Annotated in this window: 24 protein-coding genes; 6 read left to right on the top strand and 18 right to left on the bottom strand. The window is 58.2% G+C overall.

Features of this window, described 5'->3' with window-relative positions:
- Window positions 1-40 precede the first annotated feature (40 nt).
- Window positions 41-2,107 carry a N,N-dimethylformamidase beta subunit family domain-containing protein gene (locus tag IB262_RS30710; RefSeq protein ID WP_192494146.1) on the top strand — a complete coding sequence of 689 codons (2,067 nt, stop codon included), beginning with the start codon at window positions 41-43 and terminating at the stop codon, window positions 2,105-2,107.
- Window positions 2,108-2,572: 465 nt separating this feature from the next.
- On the opposite strand, the gene IB262_RS30700 is transcribed toward IB262_RS30710, so the two are convergent.
- The 4 genes from IB262_RS30700 to IB262_RS30685 all read right to left on the bottom strand — a co-directional run bounded on the left by IB262_RS30700 (window position 2,573) and on the right by IB262_RS30685 (window position 5,167).
- Window positions 2,573-3,163, bottom strand: a complete 591-nt coding sequence (locus tag IB262_RS30700) for a hypothetical protein (RefSeq protein ID WP_192494145.1) — start codon at window positions 3,161-3,163, stop codon at window positions 2,573-2,575.
- A 167-nt stretch (window positions 3,164-3,330) separates the two neighbouring features.
- Window positions 3,331-3,804 (bottom strand): helix-turn-helix domain-containing protein, encoded by a 474-nt coding sequence (locus IB262_RS30695; RefSeq protein ID WP_348646943.1) that lies wholly within the window; start codon window positions 3,802-3,804, stop codon window positions 3,331-3,333.
- A gap of 228 nt (window positions 3,805-4,032) precedes the next feature.
- Complete coding sequence (locus IB262_RS36140; protein ID WP_246802762.1) at window positions 4,033-4,461, bottom strand: hypothetical protein; 429 nt, start codon at window positions 4,459-4,461, stop codon at window positions 4,033-4,035.
- Entirely contained in the window at window positions 4,454-5,167 is a 714-nt protein-coding gene (locus tag IB262_RS30685) for a ParA family protein (RefSeq protein ID WP_192494192.1), read from the bottom strand. The genes IB262_RS36140 and IB262_RS30685 overlap by 8 nt, the downstream gene beginning before the upstream one ends.
- Before the next feature lie 634 nt (window positions 5,168-5,801).
- Here IB262_RS30685 and IB262_RS30680 point away from each other — a divergent pair.
- Both IB262_RS30680 and IB262_RS30675 read left to right on the top strand, forming a co-directional pair.
- Window positions 5,802-6,203: a MobC family plasmid mobilization relaxosome protein gene (locus IB262_RS30680; protein ID WP_192494144.1), complete on the top strand. Its 402-nt coding sequence runs from the start codon at window positions 5,802-5,804 to the stop codon at window positions 6,201-6,203.
- Window positions 6,204-6,206: 3 nt separating this feature from the next.
- Window positions 6,207-8,624, top strand: coding sequence for a conjugal transfer protein TraA (locus tag IB262_RS30675; RefSeq protein WP_192494143.1), 2,418 nt, complete (start codon window positions 6,207-6,209; stop codon window positions 8,622-8,624).
- A 387-nt stretch (window positions 8,625-9,011) separates the two neighbouring features.
- Here the strand turns inward: IB262_RS30675 and IB262_RS30670 are convergent, their stop codons facing one another.
- From IB262_RS30670 to IB262_RS30605, 14 genes are all read right to left on the bottom strand, one after another.
- Entirely contained in the window at window positions 9,012-9,431 is a 420-nt protein-coding gene (locus tag IB262_RS30670; protein ID WP_192494191.1) for a helix-turn-helix transcriptional regulator, read from the bottom strand.
- Between the two features lie 491 nt (window positions 9,432-9,922).
- Window positions 9,923-12,016, bottom strand: a complete 2,094-nt coding sequence (locus IB262_RS30665; RefSeq protein ID WP_192494142.1) for a type IV secretory system conjugative DNA transfer family protein — start codon at window positions 12,014-12,016, stop codon at window positions 9,923-9,925.
- Window positions 12,013-13,035, bottom strand: coding sequence for a P-type DNA transfer ATPase VirB11 (gene virB11 / locus IB262_RS30660; protein ID WP_192494141.1), 1,023 nt, complete (start codon window positions 13,033-13,035; stop codon window positions 12,013-12,015). Before virB11 ends, IB262_RS30665 begins: the two co-directional genes overlap by 4 nt.
- Complete coding sequence (gene virB10 / locus IB262_RS30655; protein WP_192494140.1) at window positions 13,016-14,221, bottom strand: type IV secretion system protein VirB10; 1,206 nt, start codon at window positions 14,219-14,221, stop codon at window positions 13,016-13,018. The genes virB11 and virB10 overlap by 20 nt, the downstream gene beginning before the upstream one ends.
- Window positions 14,221-15,030 (bottom strand): P-type conjugative transfer protein VirB9, encoded by an 810-nt coding sequence (gene virB9 / locus IB262_RS30650; protein WP_192494139.1) that lies wholly within the window; start codon window positions 15,028-15,030, stop codon window positions 14,221-14,223. The genes virB10 and virB9 overlap by 1 nt, the downstream gene beginning before the upstream one ends.
- Entirely contained in the window at window positions 15,027-15,722 is a 696-nt protein-coding gene (locus IB262_RS30645) for a type IV secretion system protein (protein ID WP_192494138.1), read from the bottom strand. The genes virB9 and IB262_RS30645 overlap by 4 nt, the downstream gene beginning before the upstream one ends.
- Before the next feature lie 37 nt (window positions 15,723-15,759).
- Window positions 15,760-16,788, bottom strand: coding sequence for a type IV secretion system protein (locus IB262_RS30640; RefSeq protein ID WP_192494137.1), 1,029 nt, complete (start codon window positions 16,786-16,788; stop codon window positions 15,760-15,762).
- 13 nt (window positions 16,789-16,801) lie between these two features.
- Window positions 16,802-17,029, bottom strand: coding sequence for a hypothetical protein (locus IB262_RS30635; protein ID WP_192494136.1), 228 nt, complete (start codon window positions 17,027-17,029; stop codon window positions 16,802-16,804).
- Window positions 17,019-17,723, bottom strand: coding sequence for a type IV secretion system protein (locus IB262_RS30630; RefSeq protein WP_192494135.1), 705 nt, complete (start codon window positions 17,721-17,723; stop codon window positions 17,019-17,021). The genes IB262_RS30635 and IB262_RS30630 overlap by 11 nt, the downstream gene beginning before the upstream one ends.
- A gap of 11 nt (window positions 17,724-17,734) precedes the next feature.
- Window positions 17,735-18,820, bottom strand: a complete 1,086-nt coding sequence (locus tag IB262_RS30625) for a lytic transglycosylase domain-containing protein (RefSeq protein ID WP_192494190.1) — start codon at window positions 18,818-18,820, stop codon at window positions 17,735-17,737.
- Entirely contained in the window at window positions 18,817-21,276 is a 2,460-nt protein-coding gene (locus IB262_RS30620; RefSeq protein WP_192494134.1) for a VirB4 family type IV secretion/conjugal transfer ATPase, read from the bottom strand. Before IB262_RS30620 ends, IB262_RS30625 begins: the two co-directional genes overlap by 4 nt.
- Before the next feature lie 2 nt (window positions 21,277-21,278).
- Window positions 21,279-21,578, bottom strand: a complete 300-nt coding sequence (locus tag IB262_RS30615; protein WP_192494133.1) for a VirB3 family type IV secretion system protein — start codon at window positions 21,576-21,578, stop codon at window positions 21,279-21,281.
- A gap of 2 nt (window positions 21,579-21,580) precedes the next feature.
- On the bottom strand, window positions 21,581-21,928 hold the full coding sequence (locus tag IB262_RS30610; RefSeq protein WP_192494132.1) for a TrbC/VirB2 family protein: 348 nt from the start codon (window positions 21,926-21,928) through the stop codon (window positions 21,581-21,583).
- A gap of 11 nt (window positions 21,929-21,939) precedes the next feature.
- On the bottom strand, window positions 21,940-22,890 hold the full coding sequence (locus tag IB262_RS30605; protein ID WP_192494131.1) for a lytic transglycosylase domain-containing protein: 951 nt from the start codon (window positions 22,888-22,890) through the stop codon (window positions 21,940-21,942).
- A gap of 158 nt (window positions 22,891-23,048) precedes the next feature.
- Here IB262_RS30605 and IB262_RS30600 point away from each other — a divergent pair, with 158 nt between their 5' ends.
- From IB262_RS30600 to IB262_RS30590, 3 genes are read left to right on the top strand one after another with little or no spacing between them, the layout of a single operon-like run.
- The gene (locus IB262_RS30600; protein ID WP_192494130.1) at window positions 23,049-23,657 is read left to right on the top strand and encodes a hypothetical protein; all 609 of its coding nucleotides are present in this window, start codon (window positions 23,049-23,051) and stop codon (window positions 23,655-23,657) included.
- Window positions 23,654-24,190 carry a thermonuclease family protein gene (locus tag IB262_RS30595; protein WP_192494129.1) on the top strand — a complete coding sequence of 179 codons (537 nt, stop codon included), beginning with the start codon at window positions 23,654-23,656 and terminating at the stop codon, window positions 24,188-24,190. Before IB262_RS30600 ends, IB262_RS30595 begins: the two co-directional genes overlap by 4 nt.
- The gene (locus IB262_RS30590; protein WP_192494128.1) at window positions 24,187-24,888 is read left to right on the top strand and encodes a thermonuclease family protein; all 702 of its coding nucleotides are present in this window, start codon (window positions 24,187-24,189) and stop codon (window positions 24,886-24,888) included. The genes IB262_RS30595 and IB262_RS30590 overlap by 4 nt, the downstream gene beginning before the upstream one ends.
- The last annotated feature ends 145 nt before the right edge of the window (window positions 24,889-25,033 follow it).

The following is a 25,033-nucleotide window of genomic DNA, read 5'->3' as shown; positions in this document are numbered from 1 at the left end:
CTAGCCAGTCCCTCACGATTCTAAATATTGGAGACAAAATATGAACGAGAAGCTGATGGGCTATCTCGACTTACTGAGCTATGTCCCAGGCGAGACGATCGTTGGGCGGATATCGGGTCACGGACGCGCCACTGCGCGCCTAGTGAAGCTGGCCAAAGTCGGCCCATTCGAGACGGAGAGCCGGATCGTCGCTGGGTTTTCGGAGATCGAGTCCGATATCGCGGTGCAGCCGCTCGACGCCGGAAGCGGCTTTACATTTTCGCTCGACGGTGAAGCTCTCCCAAGAGCCTTTTCTGTCGATATACCGGTGCAACCTACGCTTCTCGATAACAGTCGCCGTGTCCTGACGGAGGTGTCATCCAGCCAGATTTCCGCGCAAATGGTTGTCTCGAGCAATGGCCTTGCCATTGAGGGCGACGTCCGAGATCAAGGCGGAACTATTCCGCTCGTTATCGACGAGTGGGTCGACCTGAGCATTCGCGTTGATCGTGCCGCGGGGACTTTGACCGCCGTTGTCGGCGGCTACGAAATTGTCGCTTCGTTCGACGCTTCGCAAACGGAAGAACGTTGGACCATCAGCGTGGGTCGCGGTGTTCGAAGCTTTGGAGGCGGTTGCTACGCAAAGTTCGAGGGGCCGACGGTTTTCAATGATAGGGACCGATCGCAGCCTGTAGCCGCTTTCGACTTCTCTGCGGATTTCGCGAGCCCTACGCTCACGGTCAATGGTGTCACGGGACAATTCCTGAACCACCCCACACGACGCATTTTGGGTCGTCTGAAACCGGACATCCTAAACGGCTTTCAAGACACAGACAGCCGCTATTACGGCGCAATCCACGTGCACGCGTTCGACCTCACCGATGCGAAATGGAACAAGACCCTCGAGATTGAAATTCCAGAGGACTGCACATCCGGCGTCTACGCGATCGATATCCATACAGACGGGGGCGAAAGGCTGAGGCTGCCTCTCGTCGTACGGCCGAAAGATGTACGGGCCAAAGTTCTCTTCATTTTGCCAACCAACACCTACATCGCATACGGCAATGAACGTCTCGCCTTTTCGGATCGGGGAGCTGCAATCGCCGCAGATACAGATGGCATCCGTTTGAATGAGTTCGATGAAGCGCTTGGGTCGGAGCCGCTACTAGGAGCTTCCATCTATGACCGGCATGCAGACGGGTCCGGCGTTCACTACTCGTCCAGGCGTCGGCCACTTCTCAACCTTTCGCCTGACTACGAGGAATGGTGGTGCACCCAGGTTCCACGGCATTTCCTTGCAGATCTGAACATTCCGCGCTGGCTTGATCATTGCAAGGTGCCCTTTGACGTTATCACCGACGAGGATGTTCATACGCTGGGCTCCGAGTTCCTAAAGACGTACAGTGTCGTCATTACCGGAACCCATCCTGAGTACCCGTCACCCGAAAATCTGAAGGCCATGCACGAGTTCGGCGCGGCCGGCAATCTCATGTACATGGGGGGCAATGGCTTCTACTGGGTGACGGGTCACGACCCATCTGACCTCGGAGTTATCGAAGCTCGCAGGGGCTATGCCGGGCAGCGAAACTGGACGTCCCATCCCCTTGAAGTCAGACTCTCTACGAACGGACAGACCGGAGGGCTATGGAGGCATCGTGGGTTGGCGCCAAACCTCTTAACGGGCGTCGGTAGCGTCGCCGTCGGGTTCACGAACGGCTCAGGTTACGAGCGAACCGAAGCGTCTTACGGGGCGGAGTGCGCGGACTTCTTTGAAGGCGTTGGCAACGTGATCGGTGAGGAGGGTGAAATTCTCGGCGCAGCTGCGAGCGACGAATTGGACGCGAGCAATGAGGCCTTGGGAACGCCCAAAGGTGCTGTTGTTCTCGCGCGATCTCGACACAATCGGACCTACCTGCCATTCATCGAGGAAGAACTTGAGGTCCAACACAATCTGGGCGGCGATCTGAACCCGAAGGTTCGCAGTGAGATCGTATTCTTCAAACGTGAAACGGGCGGGAAAGTGTTTTCCGCGGGGGCAATCAACTTCTGCGGTGCGCTAGGGATCAACGACTTCCAGAACTCGGCCGCGAAACTGGCGACAAACGTCCTCCGGTCCTTTCTGAAATGAAGTTGCAGATGGCAGATATCCGGATCTGCCATCTGACGCTGGCTCGGCATTGCCGCCAAAAACAGCACTCTTCGTTATGAGGCAGCTGCTGAGATGATGTTGCATCGTTGCGACAATGAGTGCAAAGGTTCCCTTCGCTCGGTCGTTCGCGGCGCGACGACGACGAAATATTGTGCCATAGATGGCGGGTCTGTGAATTCGAACGCTCAGACAGAAGGCTCCAGGTCATCCTCGTGGGATTCTGGGGCCTTTTCTCGATATGTTCCGGTTTTGTGCGGCCAGGATCGCATAATGTATCGACTGGAATGCTTGTCCGTCGCCCGTGGGAAAGGACCCGAGCTCTTTGAGCGACGCCTGCGCCATCACCGCCAAAGCGGTCGGGCAGATAGCGGGACAGTGGGTGAAGCTGTAGAACCAGGCGGAAGGACGACGTCTGCTCGGTTCTAAGCGCCCAATGGGAGTCGGTCAAAACCGCTCGAGCATTCTTTTGAGCTCTGCATTCTGCGCACGGAGTTGGCTGGTCAAGAGTTGCCGAAGATGCTTGTTTTCGGCCTCAAGCGTGGCCAGGTCGTCCGGGGTGGTCGCTGCCGTCACAGCGCGCGCCGCCGGCGCCTGAGGGCGAGGAGCCTTTTTGGACGCCTTGACAGTTTTCCGTACAGCCGGCGGCGCGAGCGGGGTTTGTTCGGGCTCGGCAACCTGATTGATCTTCGATACCGTCACAGGCTCGACTGGAGTCGGGTCCGGCTGGGAAATCTCGTCGATGATAGCGGAAGGTGATGCTGGGCTGTCCGCGTTAATCGGGTTTGTCAGCGCCTCAGGAACGACACCTTCCACCACTGGTTCGGCAGGAGCGAAATGAGCACCCGGCTGACGCGTCGGTTCCGTGACATCCGGTTCAGTGGTTTTAGTGGCCGCGAACAGGTGAGAGGATTGATCTTCAACCTCGCGGGCAACGGCCTTGAGATCTGTGTTCCCCCAAATCGAATTTGCGCCACCCTTTGTCAGGCGACGGCCCGATTTGAACTCGACAACGAATTTGCGCTGTGGCTTTTTCATAAGATCTGAACCTACCGGTAGCTTGAGGCGCCGTATCTAACGTCGCCCCACATACAGCGACGAACTCCTCGTTTCAACGGTTCTAAGCGCGAGCGACTTGCTGCTCGACTCGCGCGGGCGGCGACTGCTCCTCCTATTAGCCATCGCTCATACCGGTGACATCGTCTTCAGTCTTGTTCCGCCGGCATCATGCGCTCCAGCAGCCGGATCAAATCCCGCATGGTGTCGTGCGGCAGGCGCTCAACGAGCTTTGTCAGTCTCATCCGATCTTCTGCTTCTTCCGGGGTCTTGCCCCACAGATGAGGCGCCGTTTCGAAAATCATGTCGGTGGGCATGAAGCCCATGAGCTCGCAGAGATGAATAAGTCGAGGAACCGTCATACGGGAGTCGGAGCGCTCGTATCGTCCATAAACGGAGACCGACAGCCCAAGCAATTGCGCCAGTTCGGCACGGGAAAGCCCCTTGGCTTCGCGCGTGTTCTTGAGAAAGGCCGAGATGCGTTCGTCCATCTCATGGGACGTTTGGATGCCGTCGAAGCCGGGTCTGCGATAGACTGGTCTCTCTAATTCCGGATCGGTTGTTTCAACCAAATCCCGTGCGCTCTTGTAGCTACTCAGATTAACCACCGACCATACCTTCACTTTTGAAGCCACCCTCAAGGCAGTCACTATGCATCAAGTTGAAGCGATTTGGCACGCCCCGTCGCCGGTGGTTCGCCGAGAATTCCACTGCTTTTTTGGGGGTAAGGCGACTTTTGATAGACGTTTCCCTAATGCGGTGAACCGAAATGCTTCAGCAATGCCGAAGTTTCAAACCCCAATTCCACCAAGACCGAACTCCTCGAGGACGCAGCCGAAGCCCTTCTTGGATCAATAGCCGTTATCCTTGAGATACTGATCGATTGCCGCCTGCATGATTTTGGTCATCTTCACGTCGTTCTCAAATGACGCTCTTTCCAGCCGTTTCTTCGTCTCATAGTTCAACGGGCAGTTGACGTAATGTTTGGATTCTCGATCGCGCGCCCTCTTCAGGTCGCATAAGCGAACCCTGGAATCTTCTCGCTGCAGGGCTTTGCTCACCGCACGCTCGCGACGGGCATCTTCTGTCGGCGCAATCAAGCGGCTCGTCGTTGCAGGCGCGATGTTAAGAGCTTCAGGTTCTTGAGGCTCATTGTCTGGCCGCGTTTGTTCTGCTGGCCCTTCCGCTGCCAGGTCTGCATCGTCCTGCCTCGTGTCCACTGCGCGGGCGCGACGTGGCGCGACTGCAAAATCAGAAACCGTCGTTTGACCCTTAGCCATTGGCCGCTACCTCTCCTTGTCCTGACAGAAGCCCTTCGATGTTCTGGACCAAGCTCATCACTTCCGCTCTCGCTTTTCTCACCGGATCGGTGAGTTCCAGCATCTGCAGGGTGCCGTAACCATTGCGGATCTCGCGATAGCAATTGCGCTCTACAAGCTCGGTTTCGAGTAGATGGGAGTCGTAGCCGCCGTCACGTAGATTTTGCACGAACGGTCTGATCAGCCGATACGCTTCCAGCGCTCTGGCTGGCAGGGTTACCCTGGTGACGAAATTTGCGTGGGGGATCAGCCGACCGACTTTGTCGGAGATATCGGCTGTGTCGGCCGCGGCCTGTCCGGCCGCCTTAATCTCGTCCTGGTTTGGCTGAATTGGCGTCAAGACGATGTGTGACCCGGCGATGATGGTGTCCCTTAGAACTGTGTCCTGGCCGGGCGTATCCATCAAAACGACATCGAACCTGTTTGCGTCGTTGTCCAGAAGGTGTTGGACGGCGGTCTGGCGTGCAGCGGTGACGAGCTCGATGTTTTCAGGAACGTTGTCTTTCGCTTCGCTGCGCTTCCACCATTCCTGCAGATTTTGACGACCGTCGGCGTCGATGAGAAGGACGCGCTTTCCCTGAAGGGCATATTCCCCTGCGATCAGAATAGCCGCTGTCGTCTTACCGGCTCCCCCTTTGCCGCTGACGGCCGAGATGCATAGTGGCATATGTGGCAACTCCTTTTGCCAGCCGATCATCTCGGCGGCTTGTTGGGTGTCCGCACGGGAATAGCAAATCGCACGGACACATGATGTGAGTACGTGCTCACACGGCATCGAAACATGCTGCTACCATGTGGTGTAGACGATCTGTTCCACTAAACCAAGTGCGTATCGTTTGAATAATCATCCCCATGCTGTGTCGATATGCCGGTGTGAAAGCATCGTGTGATTAACTCGTGTGGAATTTTCACACGACATCAGAGGCGGCGACCCCCTGAAATTGCTGCCTGATCAGTGAACCCCGGAGCCGCGTAAGGACCGATACTGACGCTCGCACGCAAGCTGCAAGGGCGAAGAGCGGAGCGTCCCTTGCAGCTGAGTACGGGGGCAGACAAGGGCCTTCAGAAGCGGATTTGGAGGTGAACCCTGGTGAGCGTTTCCACGACTTGAGGGGCGGGGCGAAGTCCGGCCCTGACAGTTCAAACGGACGAGCGACGTGAGTGCGGCTCGACGATGTTAAGTTAAAGGATTCCATATTGTTGGTGGCAGGATACGGAAAAATGTGCTACGCCATTTTCCACAATCGAGGGACGAGCCCTCGATCAACTGTCGCAAGCGCCAGTAGGGGGCCAAAGGCGATATGGAAGATGGCAAATTCACCGCGCCTTTGGAGCCAGTGAAGAAAGATCGAACCCTGCATGTGCGGGTGACTGACGACGAGCATGCGGCGATCGAGAAGGCCGCAGCGGACGCGGGCATGACCGTCTCCAGCTTTTTCCGTTCCTTGAATTTGGAAGGGGCGGGTGTTCGGCCGATCCTGACCGGAGAAGATCGCCTGGTGATGGCGGCGCTGCTTGAAGATATGCGGATGATCGGCATCAATCTCAATCAGGTCGCAAGGGCGCTCAACAGTGGCCGCGGGGTCCATCCAAGTGAGCTGGATATCAACCTTGAGAACGTTCAACGCATTCAGGCGGCAGTGATGAGCGAGCTTCGCTCTTTGGCGCGACGGGCCGGATATCAGCGCCGAGGGGAGACGTAGCCCTTGGAGATCTTCTTCGGCGCATTCACCAGCGAATGGGAACAACGGCGTGCAGCGCTTTTGCATGAGATGGCGTCGGGTGGCCGGGGTGCCGCGGCTGAGGAAGAGATGCGCAAGCGGCTCAAACAAATGGCACAGCTCGGCGCTGGCGGTGGCGGCGGCTCTGGTGGTGCAGGGGGCACCGGTTCGAAAATCCGAAGTGCTCTTCGCTCCCAGGCAATGCCGGCGGCGGCAGGCCGACCAATGGAGGCGCGGCTTGCCGCCATCGCCAAAGGAAGCCAGCCGGCGGTTGTCAAAATGGCATCCTATGGGGGCGGTGCACGCGTAGGAGCGATGCTGAACTACGTGTCTCGATCCGGGGAGCTGAAGGTTGAGGACGAAAACGGGAGGATTCTTGAGGGCCGCGAGGATCTGGCCCGGGTGCGCGGTGATTGGGATTATCTTTTCCAGAACCGCGCCGAAAGCCGCGACATCGCGAGCTTCAGAGTCGAGATCACAGCTGCCGGCCTTCAGTCCACGGACGCCTTGCATGAGCAGGTGCGGAGCACGTTATCGAGCGGCTTTGGTGATCGCCGTTATGGCTATACCATCGCGAAAATAGCGGACCGATCAATATCGGTTACAGGGCTTGTCGTCCTCAGAAGCGGACAGGGTGAGCGGCTGACAGGAGATGTGAAGGCGGCCGGCATCGTTCAGCACCGATATGACGTCAGTGCGGCCGCCAGCGCGGCCGGTGCGACCTTCACGTTTCAGGGGTACGGGAATGGCGTCGAGTTCGGCGCCAGCCGTTTGCGTGACCTGGTCGAGCATCATCAGGATGTTCGCGATGATCGCGGCCGGCCGGTATCTGACGAAAAGGCGGCTGGCGATCTGGTGCTGAAGGAATGGCGCGGCGAGCTGCATAGCCGAAAGAGCCGCGATGTGATGCATGTCATCATGTCGGCGCGCGCCGGAACGGACGTAGCGGCGTTCGAGCGGGCAGCACGCGATTTCCTGGCGCACCAGTTTTCGGGGCATCGCTACGTCTTTGCCATGCACGATCCTGCCAGCGACCCGAAAGAGGCGGGGGAGGGCGGTAAGCGACCACACGTTCATGCGCACGCGATCGTCGCCATGCGGTCGGATGCCGGCGATCGCATCGAGACCACGCCGGCGGTATTTCGTGAATGGCGATCGGCCATGGCCGAAAAGGCGCGGGAACACGGTATCCAAATGGAAATGACGGATCGGCGCGAGTTTGCCAGTCCGCCGGCGTTCACACGCACTCAGGTTCGGCCGGTGAGCCACAACGGCCGCACGGAGCATGTCGGCACCAGCGAGCCGGCGCAGGCACGGTATGACGCCAAACGCGGCGGCCGGCTCACGACTGCGAAGAGCGACAGAAGCCGACAATACATCATATTGGCGCGGGAGTCGTGGCAGAAGGTCGCCTTGGCGAGTGAAGACCGTCATGCCGTTTCTTATGCCATACAGCACAAGAAATACTTGGAAACCGGGATTTCAGCTCCGACAATGCCGGGCGACGCCCGCGTCATTCATGCAGATTTCGGGTCGAATTTCCGCGCCAATTTGGTTACATTCCAGGAGATGGTCTTGGAGGGTCAAGAATTGCGCGAAACGACACGAGCAGAGTTCGAGGCGTACGAGAAGCGGGTCGAAACGGCCTTGTTCAAGCTGGAGCGCACCGTTGCTCCAGATGCCCGCGCCGACTTCGATGAGGTCGCAGGGCTTGCCCGAGATTTCGTCAACCAGAAGCGGGAACTGGTCGAACTCTACGAACAACGCAAGGAGGCTCTGGCGGAGCAGGTCAGCGAAGAGGCGCGTGATCCGGTCAATGAGGAATGGGATGCCGCGATCGCCAAACATGGTGAGACTGTCGTCGAGGCCGGAAATGAAGCCCTGATCGACATCGAACACTATCGCCAGGGGCTTGATCGCATCGAGGCCAGCGAGTTTTCAGCCGACAGCAGGCAGGCAATGCAGGCCGGGCTTGCCCAGGCGATCCAGCGTGCCGCGCAAATGGCGATCGAGGGCAACAGCTACCTTCGAGACGTAGCCGAGCAGGATCCCGGTCTACAACGGGCGATCGACCAGGTGGAGAACTATGCCGATAGTCCGTCGGAGGCAAAGGACAAGGCGGGGACTTCGACTGCCGAGGAGGAGCAAAAGCGCGATTTGCGTGCCGAGGAAGCGGATCGGAAGCCAATCGATGACGATGCGCGGGAAGCTCACGAGCTCGCCTCCACCGTTGATGCTACAAATCGACTGGAAGATCGGCTACATGAGGATCGGGGAGCCGCACAACGTACCGGAGAGACGACCCGCACGGATCCCGCCCAGCAACATATCCCTCGTCTCGAGGAGCTCGAGCAGGAACAGATCGAACAGAAGGAACGCGACCGCGACGATCGGGACCGTTAAGGAAAATGTTGAACGATAAGCGGCAGCAATACGTCATCCAGTCCAACGACGCGAAAGGCGAAGAGGGGGTTGGTAAGGCAATGGGCGTAATCGTGTTGTTCGTAATTTTTCTAGCCGCAGTCCAGTATGCGTATGATGCGGTCATGTCCTGGTATCGGGAGACGGCAGCTTGGGTAAGTGAGGCAGCTGCGTACCTCGGCAGCTTCTGGCCGTTGTAGGTGCCGGCTTACTTATTAGGTCAGTAAGTGAAGCCTGGCCGCCCTCGCACCATCGGCCGCTGAGCAACTCTCAACGCTCGCAATGTGTCTCGACAATCGACGGCGACCGCTCGGAATTTACGGGACGATCGCCGTCGTGGTACCTCGACTGGCCAGATAGTTTTTGGTCTTATGCAGAAGCCTCTCTCGCCAGGGTTTTAACCAGGTCAACGACCTTCCGTCGAACCTTGTCATCCTCAATCGCCGCGAAGGCGCGATTGAGCGACAGCCCCTCGGCAGAGTTCAGGAACTCCGTGATTTCCCTGCCGGATCCGGGCCCCATTCCTAGCGGCGTCGGAGGACTGACGGGTCCATCCTCGAAAAACCAAGCCACGGGGACGCCGAGAATGTTGGCGATGGCCAGTAACCGGCTGGAGCCAACCCGGTTTGTGCCCTTTTCGTATTTCTGGACCTGCTGGAATGTGATGCCAAGCCCTTCGGCCAATGTCGTCTGGCTCATTCCCTTTAGTGCGCGCTGCAATCGGATACGGCTGCCGACATGAACGTCGATGGCGTTTGGCTTCTTGGCCTGCAGTTGATCGGACATCATGACCTCAGTGGATTCGCGGCCAATGGAATGCGCCACGCGGCGAGAACGCAAGCTACTACCCTTCGCATTTTACGATGTCGACCCTGGGTACGCAATTAATATATTAGAGATCATGCGGATACGTGGTTTGATCTCCTGCAACAAGCGCTTCGCGTCTTGATGAGCAGATACCAAATCCGCGTTAGCGGCCTGCCAGGGCTCGAAAAGTTCCAGGCGCCGCTCGGTGAGCGACCGATATGCGGAGTGGAAACCTTCGCAATCTTCCGGGCTGGGACAAGCCTCTGACAGCTTTACTCTCCATATATGCAGAATGACCCGCGCCTCGGCGTCCAGCGCATCCTTCGTTTCTTGAAGTGCACGAAGGCGCGCCTCCGCTTCCCGATCGGTACGCAAGGCTGCCGCAGCTCTCTCTCGCAAATGCAAAGAGGTAGAGAAGCCATTTCGCCACCGCCATTCTGCCATTGTGTCCCCTGTTATAAACCGATGGATTACTATTCGCCTGCCACCCCAACTTCGACGGGATCAGGTATCGTCGTGTTGAAGATGTCCATGTAATTGCGGCGCGCGGTCGGTGACTTACTGCCGAGCTTTTCGACCTTCGTTTCGACCGTTGCCTTGAGCTGTGCGGCCTTTGGCCTCAGGCCGTCCTCAATCGCCTTTATTCGAGCTTCCATGGCCCCAAGGTTTGCGGACGCATCCTCCGTCTTGGCAGGCGCCGGCTTTGTCTTCGGTCGCAGTGCGTTTTTGTGGACGGTTCGCTTGGTCGCAGGAGTAGCCTTCTCCACTTGCGCGTCGTCCAGTGTTGCGGCAACCGACACGATTGGCACAGCCGCCTCTAGTTTCTCAGGCTCCGCGGGCTTCGGCGCGAGCACTTCGACGGAATGGCCTCCACCCTTGGCATATTCCGGGGTCGTGGCCGGAACGGCTTTTGGGGGCAGATATTCGACCTCCTGCACCTGCGGGATATGTCCTTGAGAAAACGCTTCGGCCGACTTGAACGGCTGCGTTGCGAAGAACCGCAGCTTTTCCCCGAAGATCGGCATTTGGCCTTCGATGAGCAGGATCATCTTGTTCTCCGGCATCTGCCGGACCTCCTGCGGCATCATCAGATCACGTTCGCGGATCTGTTCCACCTTCGTGCGACGCGGCAGGCCCATCAATTCGATCGTGCGGGATTCCGACTGATAGCGGATCGTACGCTTTCCGAGCGCGCGGGATGCATATTCGGCTGTGGCCTGGTCATTGGCGCCGAGGACGAGTTGGTAGCCGCAATTGCCGAGCAGGGAATGCCGGGACGTTTCGCCGTAGATCTCGTCGAGGTTCTTCAGGTCCTGAATGATGAAGGCGAGCTTGATGTTATAGCCGGCCACGTAGGGCAGCTTCGTCATGATTTCGTCCATCCGCTTCAACTGCCGGAACTCGTCGAGTAGGAAATAGACGGGAAGAGAACTGGGGTCGTGCTCGAGCGTGAGGATATCCATGACTTGCTGCACGAACAGGGTGAGGAGAGGGCGGAGCAAGGTTATGTCGGTGATGTTCGGCGCCAGGTAGATCGACATCGGCCGGCGTTTCATCGCGCGTAAGTCCATGTCGGTGACATTCGTTGCAGCAACGATCCGCTCGTTTTTGAAAGGCCGCATGGCCTTCTGGATATCGAGAAGCGCCGAGGCGGCCGCGCGTTCAGATAGAGCGATATAGGAATTGAAGCTCTCGACCGTGAACTTCGACAGGTAGGGCTCTTTTTCCTTGATGTACTTCATCAGTGCCTGGAGATCGACGCCGCTGTTGAAGAAGGAGTTGACCTCGCCGAGATTGCGCCGGTCCTTGTAGAAGGGGCTTTCGGTGATGTAGCTGATGACGCCGGCAAGGACTTGCTGCGCCGTCGCTTGCCAGACGGAGTTTTCCGATTCCGTGTTTTCGGGCACGAGAATGCTGGCGATGTTTTGAATGTCAGTTGTGCGATTGCCGCGCTCCGTCCGGACGAAATCGAGCGGGTTGTAGCGGTTAGTCTTTTCCGAACCCGGCGCGAAAAGGAAAACCTGGCTGCCATTCTGGCGGCGATAGCCCGCGGTTGCCTTGAAAACTTCGCCCTTGAGATCAGTGACGATCATCGAACCTTCGTGCATGAGGGCGTTCGGGATGACATAGCCCGCGCCTTTGCCGGAGCGCGTTGGGCCGATTATCAGGTGATGCCGATCGTCCCTCGTGCGCAGGATGCTGCGCCCTATCCGGCCGAAGATGTGGCCTTTTTTGCGAAACCATTTGCCGCGCCGAAGCGAGGCGATGTCCTGAAACGCTGCATCGCCCAAGGGGCTGCTTGTCGGCTTCAGGCCGATGTAGGCTATCAGACCGGCGACGATCAGCGCCGGCACCAGGGAACCAAGCGCGACTTTCTGCAGTGCAGGGCTCGTGCGATAAATCCAGAACTGCTGAATGGGAACAAAAGGGTTGTTTGTGATCGTCGCTTCGAGAACCCGCCCGTCCTTGTAGAAGAGCTGCAGACCCAGGCCGTACCCAAGCATCCAGACAGCGAAAGCTATGCCGACGCAAAAGAGCAGATAAAAGGCCTGGAGCCCCTTCGTCATGCCTCATCCCGGGCAAAGAAGATTTCGGAGACGCCGCGTTTGCCGCCGTCACGGCGGAGCTGGATGACGATCGGGATGACCATCTGGATGTAAGACATGTGATTCTGCTTGGAAAAACCCGCGGACATGCCGGCTTGTTGCATCATCATGGCGAGCTGTTCATAGGCACCCAACGGCGTATCCGCGTGAACGGTGGACATGCTGCCTGGATGGCCTGTGTTAATCGCGCGCAGGAAGGAGAACGCTTCCGAGCCCCGAATTTCGCCAACGAAAAGACGATCCGGCCGCATGCGCAGCGATGACTCAAGGAGGTTTTGAATGGTCACGTCCGCGGCGCCCTGATCACCCTTCGACGCGATCAGGTGGACCGTATTCGGCTGGGGCGGGAGCAACTCGCGTGTGTCTTCGAGGGTGATAACCCGTTCATACGGATCCACACTCTTCAGGCAAGCATTGAGGAAGGTCGTCTTGCCAGATGACGTACCGCCGCTGATTAGGATAGAGACCCGTCGAGTGATGGCGGTATGGATGAAATCGTAAATCCGGCTCGCGCGCAGATGCCCGATCAGCTCCCGATCGATGTCGCTGAGGCCGCCGACGGCCACAGATACTTTTTCGAGCGAGCCGTTGTCGCGATACTCCTCGAGCGTGAAGTTGTTCACCACCTGCTTGCGGATCGAGATCGAGCCGCCGTCGGGCGCCGCCGGCGGCAGGACGATCTGAATCCGTTCGCCGGTTGAAAGCGCCGCGCTGAGGATCGGCTTGGAACGGCTGATAAACTGGTTGGTCGCCGCTGCAACACGCTCGCCTATATTCTGGATTTCATCGGCCGTCAGGGCCTCGATCAAATGGTGCTCCATATGATCGGCCCCGAACCGCTCCACATAAACGTGGCCTGGCTTATTGACGGCTATTTCGACCACCTTCGGGTCACGAAGGAAGTGCTTGATCGGTTCGAGAGCGCGATTGAGGAAGTAGTGGGGGTCGCGTTTGATCGTGTTACCTGCCGCGACGTTCACGTTGGATCTCCTTCATCGCTTCGGTGACCGGATCGTCGTACATGGCGCTAAAATCGAGGTCCTGGCGCACGTAGACAAAGATCCGCTCGCCTTGGCTGACGCTGATGGTGGGAGGAATACGAAGGTTTTCACTGAGAACCGTATTGGCCATGTCGCTGAAGGTCTGGGCGATGGTCTCCCGCGCGATCTCTTCGCCCCGTGCGGCATCGTCGCTGTCGTTGGAGGCCTCCTGGCTGCCATAACCGGTTAGATAGCTGGCAGCGCCGCCGACAACAGAGAGCATGATCGACGCTCCGAACCGCTCGCGGAACTTGTTATCGACATGACCGGTCAAGCCAGAGCGGCCCAGGCTGTCCGTGCCGATCGAGTTGAGGCGCACGGAAACGCCATCATCGCGAATGAGCCTGGTCCAGATGACGAAGATGCGCTTTTGTCCGCGGGTCACCTCCGACTGATATTCGCCAATCAGGCGCGTGCCCGTCGGGATCAGTACGCGCCGACCGTCAAAGGAATAGACGTCATGAGAGGTGATGGCGCGGATCTGGCCGGGAAGGTCGCTGTTGATGGCCGTCTCGAGGATGCCGGGAATCAAGGTTCCCTCCGGTATCATCGCGTCGATGCGCTCGATCTGCCGGGCCTTGGCCGTCCGGTCGGCAAGGCCCGCAGCCGCAGCCAAGTACTTGCTGTTGCGGTCCTCACCGGCAACGGTCGGCCCGGTTTCGTCTTCGCCTGACAGGCTACCGTTACCGCTTCCGTTTCCTTTCTGGTCGAGCTTGATCAGGCCCGACTTGTAACGCTCGGGAAACGCTTCGACCTGTACGGCCTCGGGCGCTTCTTCAATGACCTCTGGCGGCGCTGGGACCTTAAACTCGGTCGTATCGGCGGTTTCCTCGACGACCTCGGGAGGCGCAGGCAGGTTGATGACTTCTTGCTCGGGCTCTGGTTCCGGCTGCTTTTCGTCGCGCACAAAGGACGGAGGCCGGAAAGTCGTTGTTTGGAATTCCTCGTCGCTGTCGGCGACATCACGCGGATTTTCACCGGCCGTCGCAAGGACAAAGTAAGCGGCCACAGCGCCACTCAAGAGAAGGGCGGTCATGCCGAAAGTTTGATTTCGTCCAGCGTTTCGGTTGCTGACCGCCGTTTCGTCGGCCGTCGTCATGGCCTCAAGTTCGGGACTGCGCTTCATTAGTTGCCGCTCCTCCTACGTATCGTCGCCGTGGTGTCATCAGCCGGACCGAGAATGTCCGGATCTGGAGCGCCGAAGTCAGGCTTGCGAAGGTTGAAGATGCAGGTCCACTGGTTGCCATCGCGGAGCGTATATTGTGTCGCGACACCATCGACGACGATGTACTCGCCCTCCTTGCGGAAATTGCGCAACGTCTCGGAGAAGTCCGACTGCACGGCAAAAATCGCCGGCACGCGGCTGCCGAACTTGAAGAAAGTCTTCTTCCCGTCGTCGAAGATCATTGTAGGCTTTAGCGCCGGGTCGCCGGAAAACGAATAGTCGATGTTGACGTTGGCCTTGTCGAGACTCGCCATGTTCGGGTTTGCCGCCCGGTACTCCGCTTCCTTGCGCAGCAAGGCATTCAGGTCCTTTTCGGGATAGACGAACCGGATCCCGAAGACTTGTTTGCCGTCCGCCGGGGCATGGTCGTTGAGCTCGAGGAAATAGATCCGCTTTGTGGTTACAACGTTCATGTTGGTGGCGACGTTCTTCGCGACCGGCTTCACGAATAGAATGTTGCCCTTTTCGGAAGGGGCAACCTGCCAGCTATCGGTGTCGCCGAGCGAAATCGTTTCGAACTTCTCGTCTTCATCAAAGATGATCATGGTGGAGATGCCGTAGGTGGCAGAAACCTTCACCACATTGTTCGACTGGTAGACGACGCTGGTGACACGAGAATCGAGCGAGCCCGGCCGTGGTGCCTGGGCAGCATGGACGCGAGTCATCACAGCGGCCGTGAAGGCCGCAGAAAGCAGGAGGCGTTTGATCATTTATCGCCTCCGGGTGTCACCGTCTCTTGATCGCGACGGTAGTTGTAGACCTGGAAGCCCAACGGATTCTCGAAGCGCCATTCATTGGTCGCCGGGGTGTCCGTATAGCGATAGCGGACGACCGAGATAAAATGCCGGGTGATCGAGTCCGTGTCGGATTTCTCCATCGTCGAAAAACGCACCAGGGCCGTGCTTGCATTGGAGAAGGTCACAGACTTGATGTCGACGATGACAGTCTTGTTCTTTCCCAAGGCCCTGGCCGGGTTGTTCGGATTTGCCGCGCTATAGAGCTCCTGAAGCTCACGGGCCGCATCGCCGGTGGAGAGCAGTGCGGCAATTCCGAAATTCTGCTCAATGGCAAAGGGATCGTATCCCTCGCGCGAACGAATGTAGCGCACGACACTGGCCTGAGTGACCGCCTGTTGATCCGTAAGGTTTGCTGACTTTGTGAGGCCGGTCTTGACCTCCATATAGCCGGTGTTTTTGTCGACCTCGACGATGTACGGTTCGAAACTCTTCAGCGGCACGAGCATCACCAGCGCCGTCAATGACAGCAAGGTTATCGCACCGAAAATCGTCGAGACGAACCAAGCGAGCGTTCGCGAGCGCTTGGCCTTCTTTACGATTTCCTGCTCCCACCGATCGCCGTCCTGCAAATAGCTTCGGAGGACTGCTTCATTCGTTTCTGCCATTCGTCTAGCCCTTAAACCTAGCCCTTACTTTGACGCCTTAACGAGGCGTGCTGTTGTTGCTGATGCGGTTCTGCATCGCCTCAGCAGCGGCGTTTCGAATATTGGTTCTCATGCCTTCTTGAGTACGAGCCCTCGTTTGCATGCCCGCATTGCCGACGGCCCCTGCCAGCCGTTGCCCGCCCGAGAGGGCAGAGATGGGCGCGGAGATACCCGTCAAACGGCCGAAAGCACGCGCAGCATTGCCGATGCCGGCGGCAACACCTCCGGTAATGCCTTGCGCGAGAACCTGAATATTGAAGAGGACAAAGGCACCGGCGGCGCAGATCAGCAGGAAAGCCGAGATGTCACTGAGCTGGAGGCGACGCTGGTTTGCAGCGTTGCTGACCTTCGTTAATTCCGGGTCCATGGCTGCGATCAGGAATGCCGCCACGACATAGACGAACAACGGGATCAGCGCATACATCAACACTTGCTGGAACCAGGCGACGCCCAAACCTCGCGTCTGCTCGAACAGCATGCAACCAATGAAGATTGGCGCGGTCCCGATCAGCACCCACATCATCACCTTGGCAAGCAGCAGGATCGCCAGCGCAACGGCAATGAAAACCGCCACCGCAAACATGATCAGAAACCCGACCATAGACGGTAGCACCGAGAAGTAGCCGGACTGCTCAGCGAATGCAGAAGCCGCCTCGTTGGCCGTTCTCCAGATCATCGACAGGCCGTTCGTCGGTTCCGTGATACCGGTTCCCGTGGCGGTCAGGATCGCCCGGCCGACATCTTCCGGCGTGTTATTCATCCAAGAGAAAAAAAGCGTGTTGAAGTAGTCCCACTCCCTGATCAGGGCCAGGATGATCAGCATGCGGGCCACGCGGCCGATGATCTCTGCGACGCTGACGCGGGCGGTTCCCATGAAGAGCTGCAGCCCGTAATAGGCCACATATGCAATGAACATGATGGTGAGCAGCGGCACCACCTCGTCGCCAACGATCCCGTAGGCTCGCGAGGAGAAATTCGCACCGGTCTCTTCAATTCTGTCGAGCAGCGCCCCAAGGAAATCCTGCATCGTCGCAATCGTCCTATTCAGCCGTCATTGCGTCGATCGCCGCAAAGGCGGCTGCTGCGTCGCCGTTGATGCTCATCATCGGTCCACATTCGGGACGCGGATCCGGCGCGTAGGAGGTCAGGTTCGCAGGTCTCTTGCAAGGCGCGGTCTTTTCCTTCGCAGCTGTACAGCAGCCGGCAAGGCCGGCCGCGATCAGCAGAGGAAAAAGCACCTTCGCTGGTATGGTGATTTTACTGGTCACTGTAGCTGAGGGCCTTCTTGGAGTTGGAGATGTCGGTCAAGCGCCTTTGGTTGTCGGCCTGGAGAGACGACACGGCACCATTCATCACGCCGATCAGTTCATTGATCGTCAGCCCGGCTTGCACCTGAAGCTGTGTGTTCTGGTCGATGGAGCCCTTGATGTCCTTGGCCTGGCCGATATTCGCGCCCGCCTGCTCAAAGGAAGTCCGGCGTGTCTGCACTGCCTGCTGAGAACCCGTCACGAGGGCCGCGACACCAAGAACGGTGTTCACCATCTCCTCATAGGACTTGTCGCCCGAAAACGAGCTGTCCGTCTGGCCGGACAGATTTTTCACCAGTTGCAGGCCGTTGATGAAGGTCGTTGCGACCTTGGCGACATCGCCGCCCATACCGCCGAAGTTCGGGACGCCACCCGACATCAGGCTGTCGAACGAAGGTACCTGCGAGACGCTAAAGCCGTTGCCGACGGCCAGGTTTTGCATCTGGTTGGCGTCGCCTCCGCGGTCTCCGGTAACAGCCTGAAGGGTTTCCTGAACCGTTTTCAGCACTTCCTTGTTTGTGCCGAGGATATCATCGGTCGTCTGCGACGTCCTCTCAGCGATCTCGAGGTTGGCAGCGTCGATTACCGGGACTTGCGCCATGCCCGAGGACGCAAGGGCGGCCACCGAATACGCCGTCAAAATTAAACGTTTCATGGCAATTCTCCTCATTGGGCGTTCAACATCAGTTCCACGTTGTCCTCGCGTTCCCGCTTTTGGACGCAAGCTTTCTCAATCGCGCTCCATTCGAGGCCCGCGTGCTCATCGCAAATACCTGTCGTTTCGCGATCGTCGTTGTCGTCATCCTTGAAATCGCTCGTGCGTGATGATCCGGACAGGCCACTGAGATCGACCGCGTTGCGGGAGTTCATAAGGTCCGCCATCGACGTGCCGAGGCGAATGACCTGGTTCATCATTTCCAGATTGGCATTGCGGGCGCCGGAGTTGTGGTCCCAACTGTCCTGGATCGTGCCGCTGGACATTGCGCTCAGTTGTTGCAGCCAAGACGCGACGTTGCCGCTGCTTTCTCCGATCGCCTGCGACGTTGCCATGGAATTGATCGTGGAATCGCGCATGCCGGTGAAGGACGTCGATCCGCCGCCATAATTCATCGGGATATTGGCAACGTCAGAACCACCGAAGGCCGGGAGCCACTTTTGGGTGATGTTCGCGACATACCCCTGCGTCTCCTTAAATGGAGGAATACCACCATACTTCTGGACATAGCCTGGTCCCGCGTTGTAGGCGGCCAGCGCCAGATTGGCGTTGCCGTTGAACCGGCGAAGCTGCTGTTTGAGGTAGCGCGCACCGCCTCGAAGGTTCTGCTCGATGTTGTGCGGATCGACGCCGAGGTCCTTCGCGGTGCCAGGCATGAGCTGAGATAGACCGATCGCGCCGACGGGCGACTTGGCGCACGGATTGAACCGACTTTCCTGGTAGACGAGCGCCATGAAGAGGCTTTCATCAACCCCTTCCTCTTGGGCGACGCGCTTCACGAGCCCGACGATTTCCGGATTGGCGGTCGCCGCCGAGGCGGCGTTGCCACTTCTGCCGGGCCGATCTATCGAGCAGGTGACGCTTTTGCTGACCGTGTGACGGTCGCTATCCGTCTTTTGGATTGCGGTCGTTGTCGCGTCGCGTTTGGTGTCGGTCCCGAGAACCTCCCCGTCAATGACCGGCACTTGCGACAGCGCTGGCCCGGAGACACCGAGCCACAGCGCAGAGATTACGCCGAGAGCAGGACTGTTCCTCATCCGGCTTTCTCCCATCCGCAAAATTCGGCCAGCCAATTTTCGGGCTCGTCGCCATATTTTTCCCGAAGCGCCGCGCACTCCTCGACTGTCTCCTTGCGCCCGGAAAGCACCTTCACGAGATCGGGCATGGTGGAGAGATCGAGCCGGGCGATGACCGAGTCATTGCCGTGCTTGATCAGGAAAGTTCGCTTTTCGGGCGGGGTGTTCTTGATGAAGTTGAATTCCTTCGCCGTCAGGCCGAAACGCTTGATGTAGCTGTCTTCGTCGGCCCGAGGATTCGGGAAATGAATATTGGTCGCCGACTGCTCGATCAGGGTATGCGAGGCTTTCGCCTTGGCGATATCCGCGGCGGACTGGGTGCCGAAACCCACAATGCCGTTAAGCTTACGGATGGTCTTCATTTTGTCGACGATGAACGCCGAAAAGGTCTCGTCCATGAGGAGCTGCCAGCCCTCGTCCATGAAGAACATGACCGGGTTGCCGTCCAGCAATTCGTCCAGGCGGTGATAGAGATACATCAGCGCCGGCGCGCGAAGATCCTCGTTACAGAGGATATTCGTCATATCGAAACCGAAGACGCTGCGACCGGAGAAGGAGAGGACGTCATGTTGCGCATTGAATAGCCACGCCTTTTCGCCATCGATCCATGGGCGGAGGCGAGAATGAAGGTCATTGGCGTCCGCCCGCGAGCGGCCGACCAGAAGACCCGCCAGATTCGGCAGATTGCGCTCCGCCGCAGGCTCCTGCATCAGACGGACGATCGCCCGTTCAAGCGTGTCGTCGTCTTCCTGGGTGAAGTCGGTGCGATCGCCAGAACGCAGCATTGCCTTCAACAGGCGCAGCAAAAATTCGCGATTGGGACCGGTGTTGTCGAGCTGAAGCGGGTTAAAGCCGGTTGGCGTTCCCGGCGACAGCACCTCATAGGAGCCGCCGATCGCCCTTACGAAGATTTCCGCGCCGCGGTCCTTGTCGAAGAAAACGGCCTTCGGCGTCGGTGACACGCGCATTGCCTGCGACAGCAAGAACGTCAACGCGACCGTCTTACCAGAACCTGTCGGGCCGGTGACGAGGAAGTGGCCGATGTCGCGGCGATGGAAGTTAAACCAGTACGGGGTTTGCGACGTGGTTTCGAGAATGGTGATCGGCAGTCCCCAATGGGAGCGATCCGGCTGTCCTGTCGCGAAATTGTGCATCGAGGAGAGGCCGGAGAAATTCGCGCTCGAAAGCATCGCCTTGCGAGCAACGTAGCTGTGGTTGCCGGGGAGCTGCGCCCAAAACGCGGCTTCGAGGTTCAGATCCTCGCGAAGCCAGTTGATGTTCATGTCGGTGAGGCAGGCGCCAAGTTCGGAAACCGTGCGGCTTATGCCCTGCAGATCGCGAGAGAGGCACAAAAGTGAAAGATGGTGGAAGCCGAACACGGCTTCCTGGTTCATCAGGCTATTGAGCGCAAAGTCGATATCCTGCTCGACCGAACTGCCGGATTCGTCCGATGCTCGGATTTGCCGCTGGAGGCGACTGATGCGCTCTTGCGCAATTGGCTTGTCGGCGATCGTGAACGATTGCGTCAGGATGAATTCGTGGTTCACCTGCAACAGGCCATCGAGCATGCCCGGGCCGGTAAAGGGCGGATATTCCTTGATTGATAACAGCGCCCCAAAACGGCTGTCTTCGTCGACCGCCGCTTGAGCCTGCATTGTCCGCTTGCTGAAATGCAGTCGCGACGTGCCGACGTAATTGCGGATTCCCATGCGCGGCAGACGCATTTTGCGCGGCACGCCGCATGTCAGAAGCGTATTGAAGAATTCGCAGGGCTCGGAATAGGGGTCGCCCCTTTCCTCCTGCTCCTTCCCTTCAATCTTGGCCTCGTCGTCATTCCTGCGACGATAGGTAATGCCGAGCGCCCGGGCTCCGTACTTGTGCAGATCACGCACTATGTTGCCGATCAGCTCTTCGAGCTCCGTGACATCTTCGCGCGTTTGCTGGACCCGAGCATCCTTGTTTGCCTTGTCGAAGATCCTCTTCAGCGTGTCGCCGACGCCAAGTGCACCCCGCATGCCGGAGCGCACGATAGTCAGGTAAATTTCGTTCGTGAACATGCGCTTATGGCGCAGTTGCTCCATATAGCGCTTGTTCAATAGGTTGCAGAATGATTCATCATACGCGCCGCCGATATCCGTCTCGACCTCTCGGCGGATCACCGTCGACCAAAGTGAATAGCGGCTGGACCCCAGGGCCCGTATCATCGTGTTTTGCACGACCGAGCGCATGTTGAGCTCAGCCTGATCTTCCGTCTGGAAGAACAGCCCACTCAGTTTGATGACGCTCAAGAGTGAGCCGTTTTCCAGCCCGATCACCGTATCAGAGACATGGCGCAGATACGGGATATGAGTCGACATGGGCCGCTCATTTCCAGCGACCCGGCCAAACCCAAGCTCTTCTCTGACGACTTTCAGCATGGTTATGGTCCGTAAGTGTTGGTGCCCCAAAAGCGCTTGTTGGGCGTGCGGGGCGTCTTGCGAGACGTCACCTGCAGCACGTCGAGGATCTTGTTGTCCCAGGTGCAGAGCGAGAACAGGACAAGGTAGGCGACCGGCGCGACGAGCAACGCCAGAAGATGATTCGTTGCCAACCAGCCGATGATGGTAATGCCGACAATCAGCACCACCGCCATGTACGGCACACCCCAAAGGGTCGGCGACCGGGTTAACCCGATCACCAGCGGCGTCAGTGCCGGTCTTTCGTCCTGAAACTCGCCCATGATCAATTGCCGCCGCCGACGGACGAAATCATCTGGTCAACGATCGCCGGCGCACCGAAAACAAGGCCAATGCCGATCACGACCGCGCCCGCCGTGAACCACGAAAGGCGGCCGGCGAAGGCGAGAAAACCAAGGCCGATGACTGCAATGATCGCCATCAGGCGGCCGAAGGGGCCGGTGATGAAATCGACGATCATCTGCACGGCGGTTTGAAGCGGCGCAAAGGCGCCGCCTCCTGCACCCTGTGCGAAGGCGATATCGGCCCCCACCAACTGAATTGCGGCCACGAGACCGATCAGGGCTGCAAGCTTTACAGCCTGAGACTTCCCCGCTTGCGTTACAACCTGCATACTTCTCTCCTTCAAAAGTGCATCACACCGCCGACAAACGCGCCGGTCTTTTTCACAGCGATGACACCAGCGTCCCCGCCGTCACTTGGCTCCGAGACCGCTCGCTGAGCGGCGCTTCTCGACTTGCTTGTTGTCGCCGGCATCGGCAGCCCGAGCTGATAGTTCACGACCTTGGCGACGTACCCGACTGTTTCCTGGAAGGGCGGAATGCCGCCGTGTTCGTAGATCCGCTGTTCGCCGCTGTTGTAGGCGGCGGCGACGAGGAGGGGGTTTTGAAACTCATCGAGAAGCACCCGCAGATACTGCATGCCGCCCTCAATGTTCTGTGCCGGATCACAGATGTCCTTGACGCCAAAGCGCGTGGCCGTGGCCGGCATGAGCTGCATCGGTCCACGTGCGCCCTTGGGAGAGGTGCGGCTTTGATCAAAGCCGCTTTCGACCCAGGCAATGGCCGTCGCAAAGACTTCATCGACGCTGTACTTGCGCGCCGTCCGGACAACCAAAGATTTGATTTCGTCGGCGCTAAGCGGAGACGGACCACAGCTTTTGACTTCGTTGCCCCGCAGCTGAGCTGCGCCAATTTGGTTTAGCGATCCAGTCGGAACTCGCGTGAATTCTACATCGGGTGCCGTATCGATTTCCGGCTCTCTATGGCTCAAATCTGCATCAATTTGCTTCGATCCCCCAAAATTCTGGTGGTTTTGAAGCGTGCCCGATGCGTGCTTTGCGACGCCGTCAGCGCCAAGGATGAATTCTCTTTCAGACCCAGACCACCGCTCCTCAAAATTTGCGGCGATCTCTCGCTCGCTTTGAGCCGACCAAGTCATTGTATTATTTGAGAGATTGTTGATGTCAAGGACATCATTGGCTTGAGAAATTCCGCCCCCAACAAGCGACGCGAGGGCTGCTCCGACAAACGTCGCTCGGCCCGAAATGCCTACTTTTCTAGCCCTTTTTTCCATCGTCTTCCGCCTAGCTTGCGGTGTTGTGATTGAAAGGAAAACTGTTTAAGTTAGTGCGTGCGTGACATCGATTTGCTTCAGAGTTACACTTTTTCGGAGCGCACTTAAACCCCCTTTCGCCGGGAGAAGATTGAAGCAATATGGCTAAGGGCTAGAAAATGAAACGGATCATCATCGCCGGACTCGCAAGTTGCGTAATGGCAGCGCCCGCTTTGTCCGTCACGGACATCGACAAGCACTACATCAAGTCACTGGCAGCACCGGGAAAGACCGTGCTGGTGATCGAGTATTATGACGGGAGCGGCAACGTCGTTGACCGAAAGGGCTATTCAACGACAGCCGGGTTCAAGGCGGTCTCGCCGACCGATCTCCGCGTAGACGAGAAGACGACGCTACACCTCTACGGGCTCGAACCCTGCAAAGGGGAGATGGTCAATCGCAGCGAAGACTTCGCCGGGACCTGTAAGGACTTTGCGCAGCAGCAGCTTCAAACCATGCTGCAAAACCCAAAGGTCGTCTTTTGCCGTGCATTCGTGAGCGAGGAGGGCGCGCCACTCCAAAACGCGACCTGCTACGCCTACTACAATTTCCCCGGCAGTCTCGATTCCGTCGACATGTTTGAAGAGCAGCTTCTTTCACTAGGCGCCCTTCGCCTCGCGAAAAAGCCAGACGGAACGCCAGTTCGTCCAGATCTCGTCGAGGCGCAGGAGATCGGCCAGAAGGGCTCGTTCGGAATGTGGGCCGATCCGAGGGTGAAGGGTCAATGAGAAGGGCTCTTGTCATTCTATCGGCTCTGTTGCCAGCAGCCGTCTTAGCTGCACCGGATGGATATTTTGATCTACTGCCAGGCGTCACTTTGGAAACGGGCGATACCTGGATTGCGGAGGGCAAACGCTTCCGGCTCTATGGCGTGCAATCGTGCTTGCGCGGGACTTCTTACACGGACAGCCACGGGCAGAAACGCGATTGCGGCGAGGCGTCCCTCGCCGTGCTCGCGGCTTACATCAAGGACACCAGGCCCGTTTGCGCCCCCGTGGCGAAGAAGGATGATACCGCCTACGTCGCCTGCTACGCCACCGTCGGAAATCAGCGGCTTGATCTGGCGAACGTCCTGATCACCAGCGGGTATGCCTTTGCAGCGCTCAACGGTGAAGGCTTGCCCTATCACGTTCCCTATGCGGTCGCCGAACAACGTGCTCGCGACGAGCGGGCCGGCCTCTGGCAGTTCGAGGACGTGCAGCACCCGGCCATTCTCCTGAGCCGTGAGGTGAATGCGCGAAACAAGAAGGCAAGCCCATGAAGCGATATCTGTCCGCAGTCGCTGTTCTCTCAGCAATCGTTCAACCCGCTACCGCCGCCGATCTCGTGAATGATCCGGCCACGACAATGCGACAGCAGCAGGATTGGGCCGATGCTCCAGTGTATCCGCACCCGGTATACAAAGGACGGGTCGCGGTCATGGATGGCCGAAACCTATGGTATCCCCAATATGCGCAGCGCGTTCGTCTCGTCGACATCGACGCGTGCGAGCTCCCGCAATGGGCTCTTGATCCCAAATGGGTCGACCGCGAACGGCAGAAAGCGCCTTCCCCCGTACCTTGCGGCCCACTTGCCAAAGCCTGGCTCAAGAGGACCGTAGGCGACAATCCGGTTGAATGCAGCGTCCTAGCCTACGGCAACGATGGAATTCCACAGGCGCGTTGCATCTCGAGCGGGCGCGACATTGCGGTAGAGATGCTTCGCGTCGGCTGGGCGCGTGTGGCGTCACCGCACTCCGACAACAGCCAGTACTTGGCCTATCAGCGATACGCGATGGCAGCCCGCTATGGCATGTGGGCCACGTTTGTTCTCGACATGAACGAATGGCGACGCAAGGCGGTAGACAAGACGTTAGAGCGACAGCCGATCGCTGATGCCGACCTCCTCGCCGGTCGCGAAAGCGAGATTTCGCCTCCCTTCATCGATGCGCGCAGGATGCCAAAAAGGACAGATCGATAGATGTCCGACGTTGATTCCTATTGCGAACTCGCTGGCGACGGATCCCGCTTGCGAGCCTGCGGTTCGGCCCACGATCGAGTCAGCACGATCTTTCAGATCGATAGATGGTCGAGGGCCGGTGATCCGTAACGAAGAAAGGACCAAC

The organism is Ensifer sp. ENS02 (assembly GCF_014851885.1).
In the GTDB taxonomy this organism is placed as follows: Bacteria; Pseudomonadota; Alphaproteobacteria; order Rhizobiales; family Rhizobiaceae; genus Ensifer; species Ensifer adhaerens.
Note: the sequence above shows the minus strand (reverse complement) of the source record. Positions and strands in the feature narration are given on the sequence as shown.

What these genes read in the sequence shown, in the direction of transcription:
- IB262_RS36140 (WP_246802762.1), bottom strand. Translation starts at nt 4,461, where the DNA reads ATGGCTAAGGGTCAAACGACGGTTTCTGATTTTGCAGTCGCGCCACGT.
- IB262_RS30615 (WP_192494133.1), bottom strand. Translation starts at nt 21,578, where the DNA reads ATGGGCGAGTTTCAGGACGAAAGACCGGCACTGACGCCGCTGGTGATC.
- IB262_RS30670 (WP_192494191.1), bottom strand. Translation starts at nt 9,431, where the DNA reads ATGATGTCCGATCAACTGCAGGCCAAGAAGCCAAACGCCATCGACGTT.
- IB262_RS30600 (WP_192494130.1), top strand. Translation starts at nt 23,049, where the DNA reads ATGAAACGGATCATCATCGCCGGACTCGCAAGTTGCGTAATGGCAGCG.
- virB9 (WP_192494139.1), bottom strand. Translation starts at nt 15,030, where the DNA reads ATGATCAAACGCCTCCTGCTTTCTGCGGCCTTCACGGCCGCTGTGATG.
- IB262_RS30590 (WP_192494128.1), top strand. Translation starts at nt 24,187, where the DNA reads ATGAAGCGATATCTGTCCGCAGTCGCTGTTCTCTCAGCAATCGTTCAA.
- IB262_RS30700 (WP_192494145.1), bottom strand. Translation starts at nt 3,163, where the DNA reads ATGAAAAAGCCACAGCGCAAATTCGTTGTCGAGTTCAAATCGGGCCGT.
- virB10 (WP_192494140.1), bottom strand. Translation starts at nt 14,221, where the DNA reads ATGAAGCGCAGTCCCGAACTTGAGGCCATGACGACGGCCGACGAAACG.
- IB262_RS30665 (WP_192494142.1), bottom strand. Translation starts at nt 12,016, where the DNA reads ATGACGAAGGGGCTCCAGGCCTTTTATCTGCTCTTTTGCGTCGGCATA.
- IB262_RS30710 (WP_192494146.1), top strand. Translation starts at nt 41, where the DNA reads ATGAACGAGAAGCTGATGGGCTATCTCGACTTACTGAGCTATGTCCCA.
- IB262_RS30630 (WP_192494135.1), bottom strand. Translation starts at nt 17,723, where the DNA reads ATGAAACGTTTAATTTTGACGGCGTATTCGGTGGCCGCCCTTGCGTCC.
- IB262_RS30605 (WP_192494131.1), bottom strand. Translation starts at nt 22,890, where the DNA reads ATGGAAAAAAGGGCTAGAAAAGTAGGCATTTCGGGCCGAGCGACGTTT.
- IB262_RS30645 (WP_192494138.1), bottom strand. Translation starts at nt 15,722, where the DNA reads ATGGCAGAAACGAATGAAGCAGTCCTCCGAAGCTATTTGCAGGACGGC.
- IB262_RS30685 (WP_192494192.1), bottom strand. Translation starts at nt 5,167, where the DNA reads ATGCCACTATGCATCTCGGCCGTCAGCGGCAAAGGGGGAGCCGGTAAG.
- IB262_RS30680 (WP_192494144.1), top strand. Translation starts at nt 5,802, where the DNA reads ATGGAAGATGGCAAATTCACCGCGCCTTTGGAGCCAGTGAAGAAAGAT.
- IB262_RS30610 (WP_192494132.1), bottom strand. Translation starts at nt 21,928, where the DNA reads ATGCAGGTTGTAACGCAAGCGGGGAAGTCTCAGGCTGTAAAGCTTGCA.
- IB262_RS30620 (WP_192494134.1), bottom strand. Translation starts at nt 21,276, where the DNA reads ATGCTGAAAGTCGTCAGAGAAGAGCTTGGGTTTGGCCGGGTCGCTGGA.
- IB262_RS30595 (WP_192494129.1), top strand. Translation starts at nt 23,654, where the DNA reads ATGAGAAGGGCTCTTGTCATTCTATCGGCTCTGTTGCCAGCAGCCGTC.
- IB262_RS30640 (WP_192494137.1), bottom strand. Translation starts at nt 16,788, where the DNA reads ATGCAGGATTTCCTTGGGGCGCTGCTCGACAGAATTGAAGAGACCGGT.
- IB262_RS30625 (WP_192494190.1), bottom strand. Translation starts at nt 18,820, where the DNA reads ATGAGGAACAGTCCTGCTCTCGGCGTAATCTCTGCGCTGTGGCTCGGT.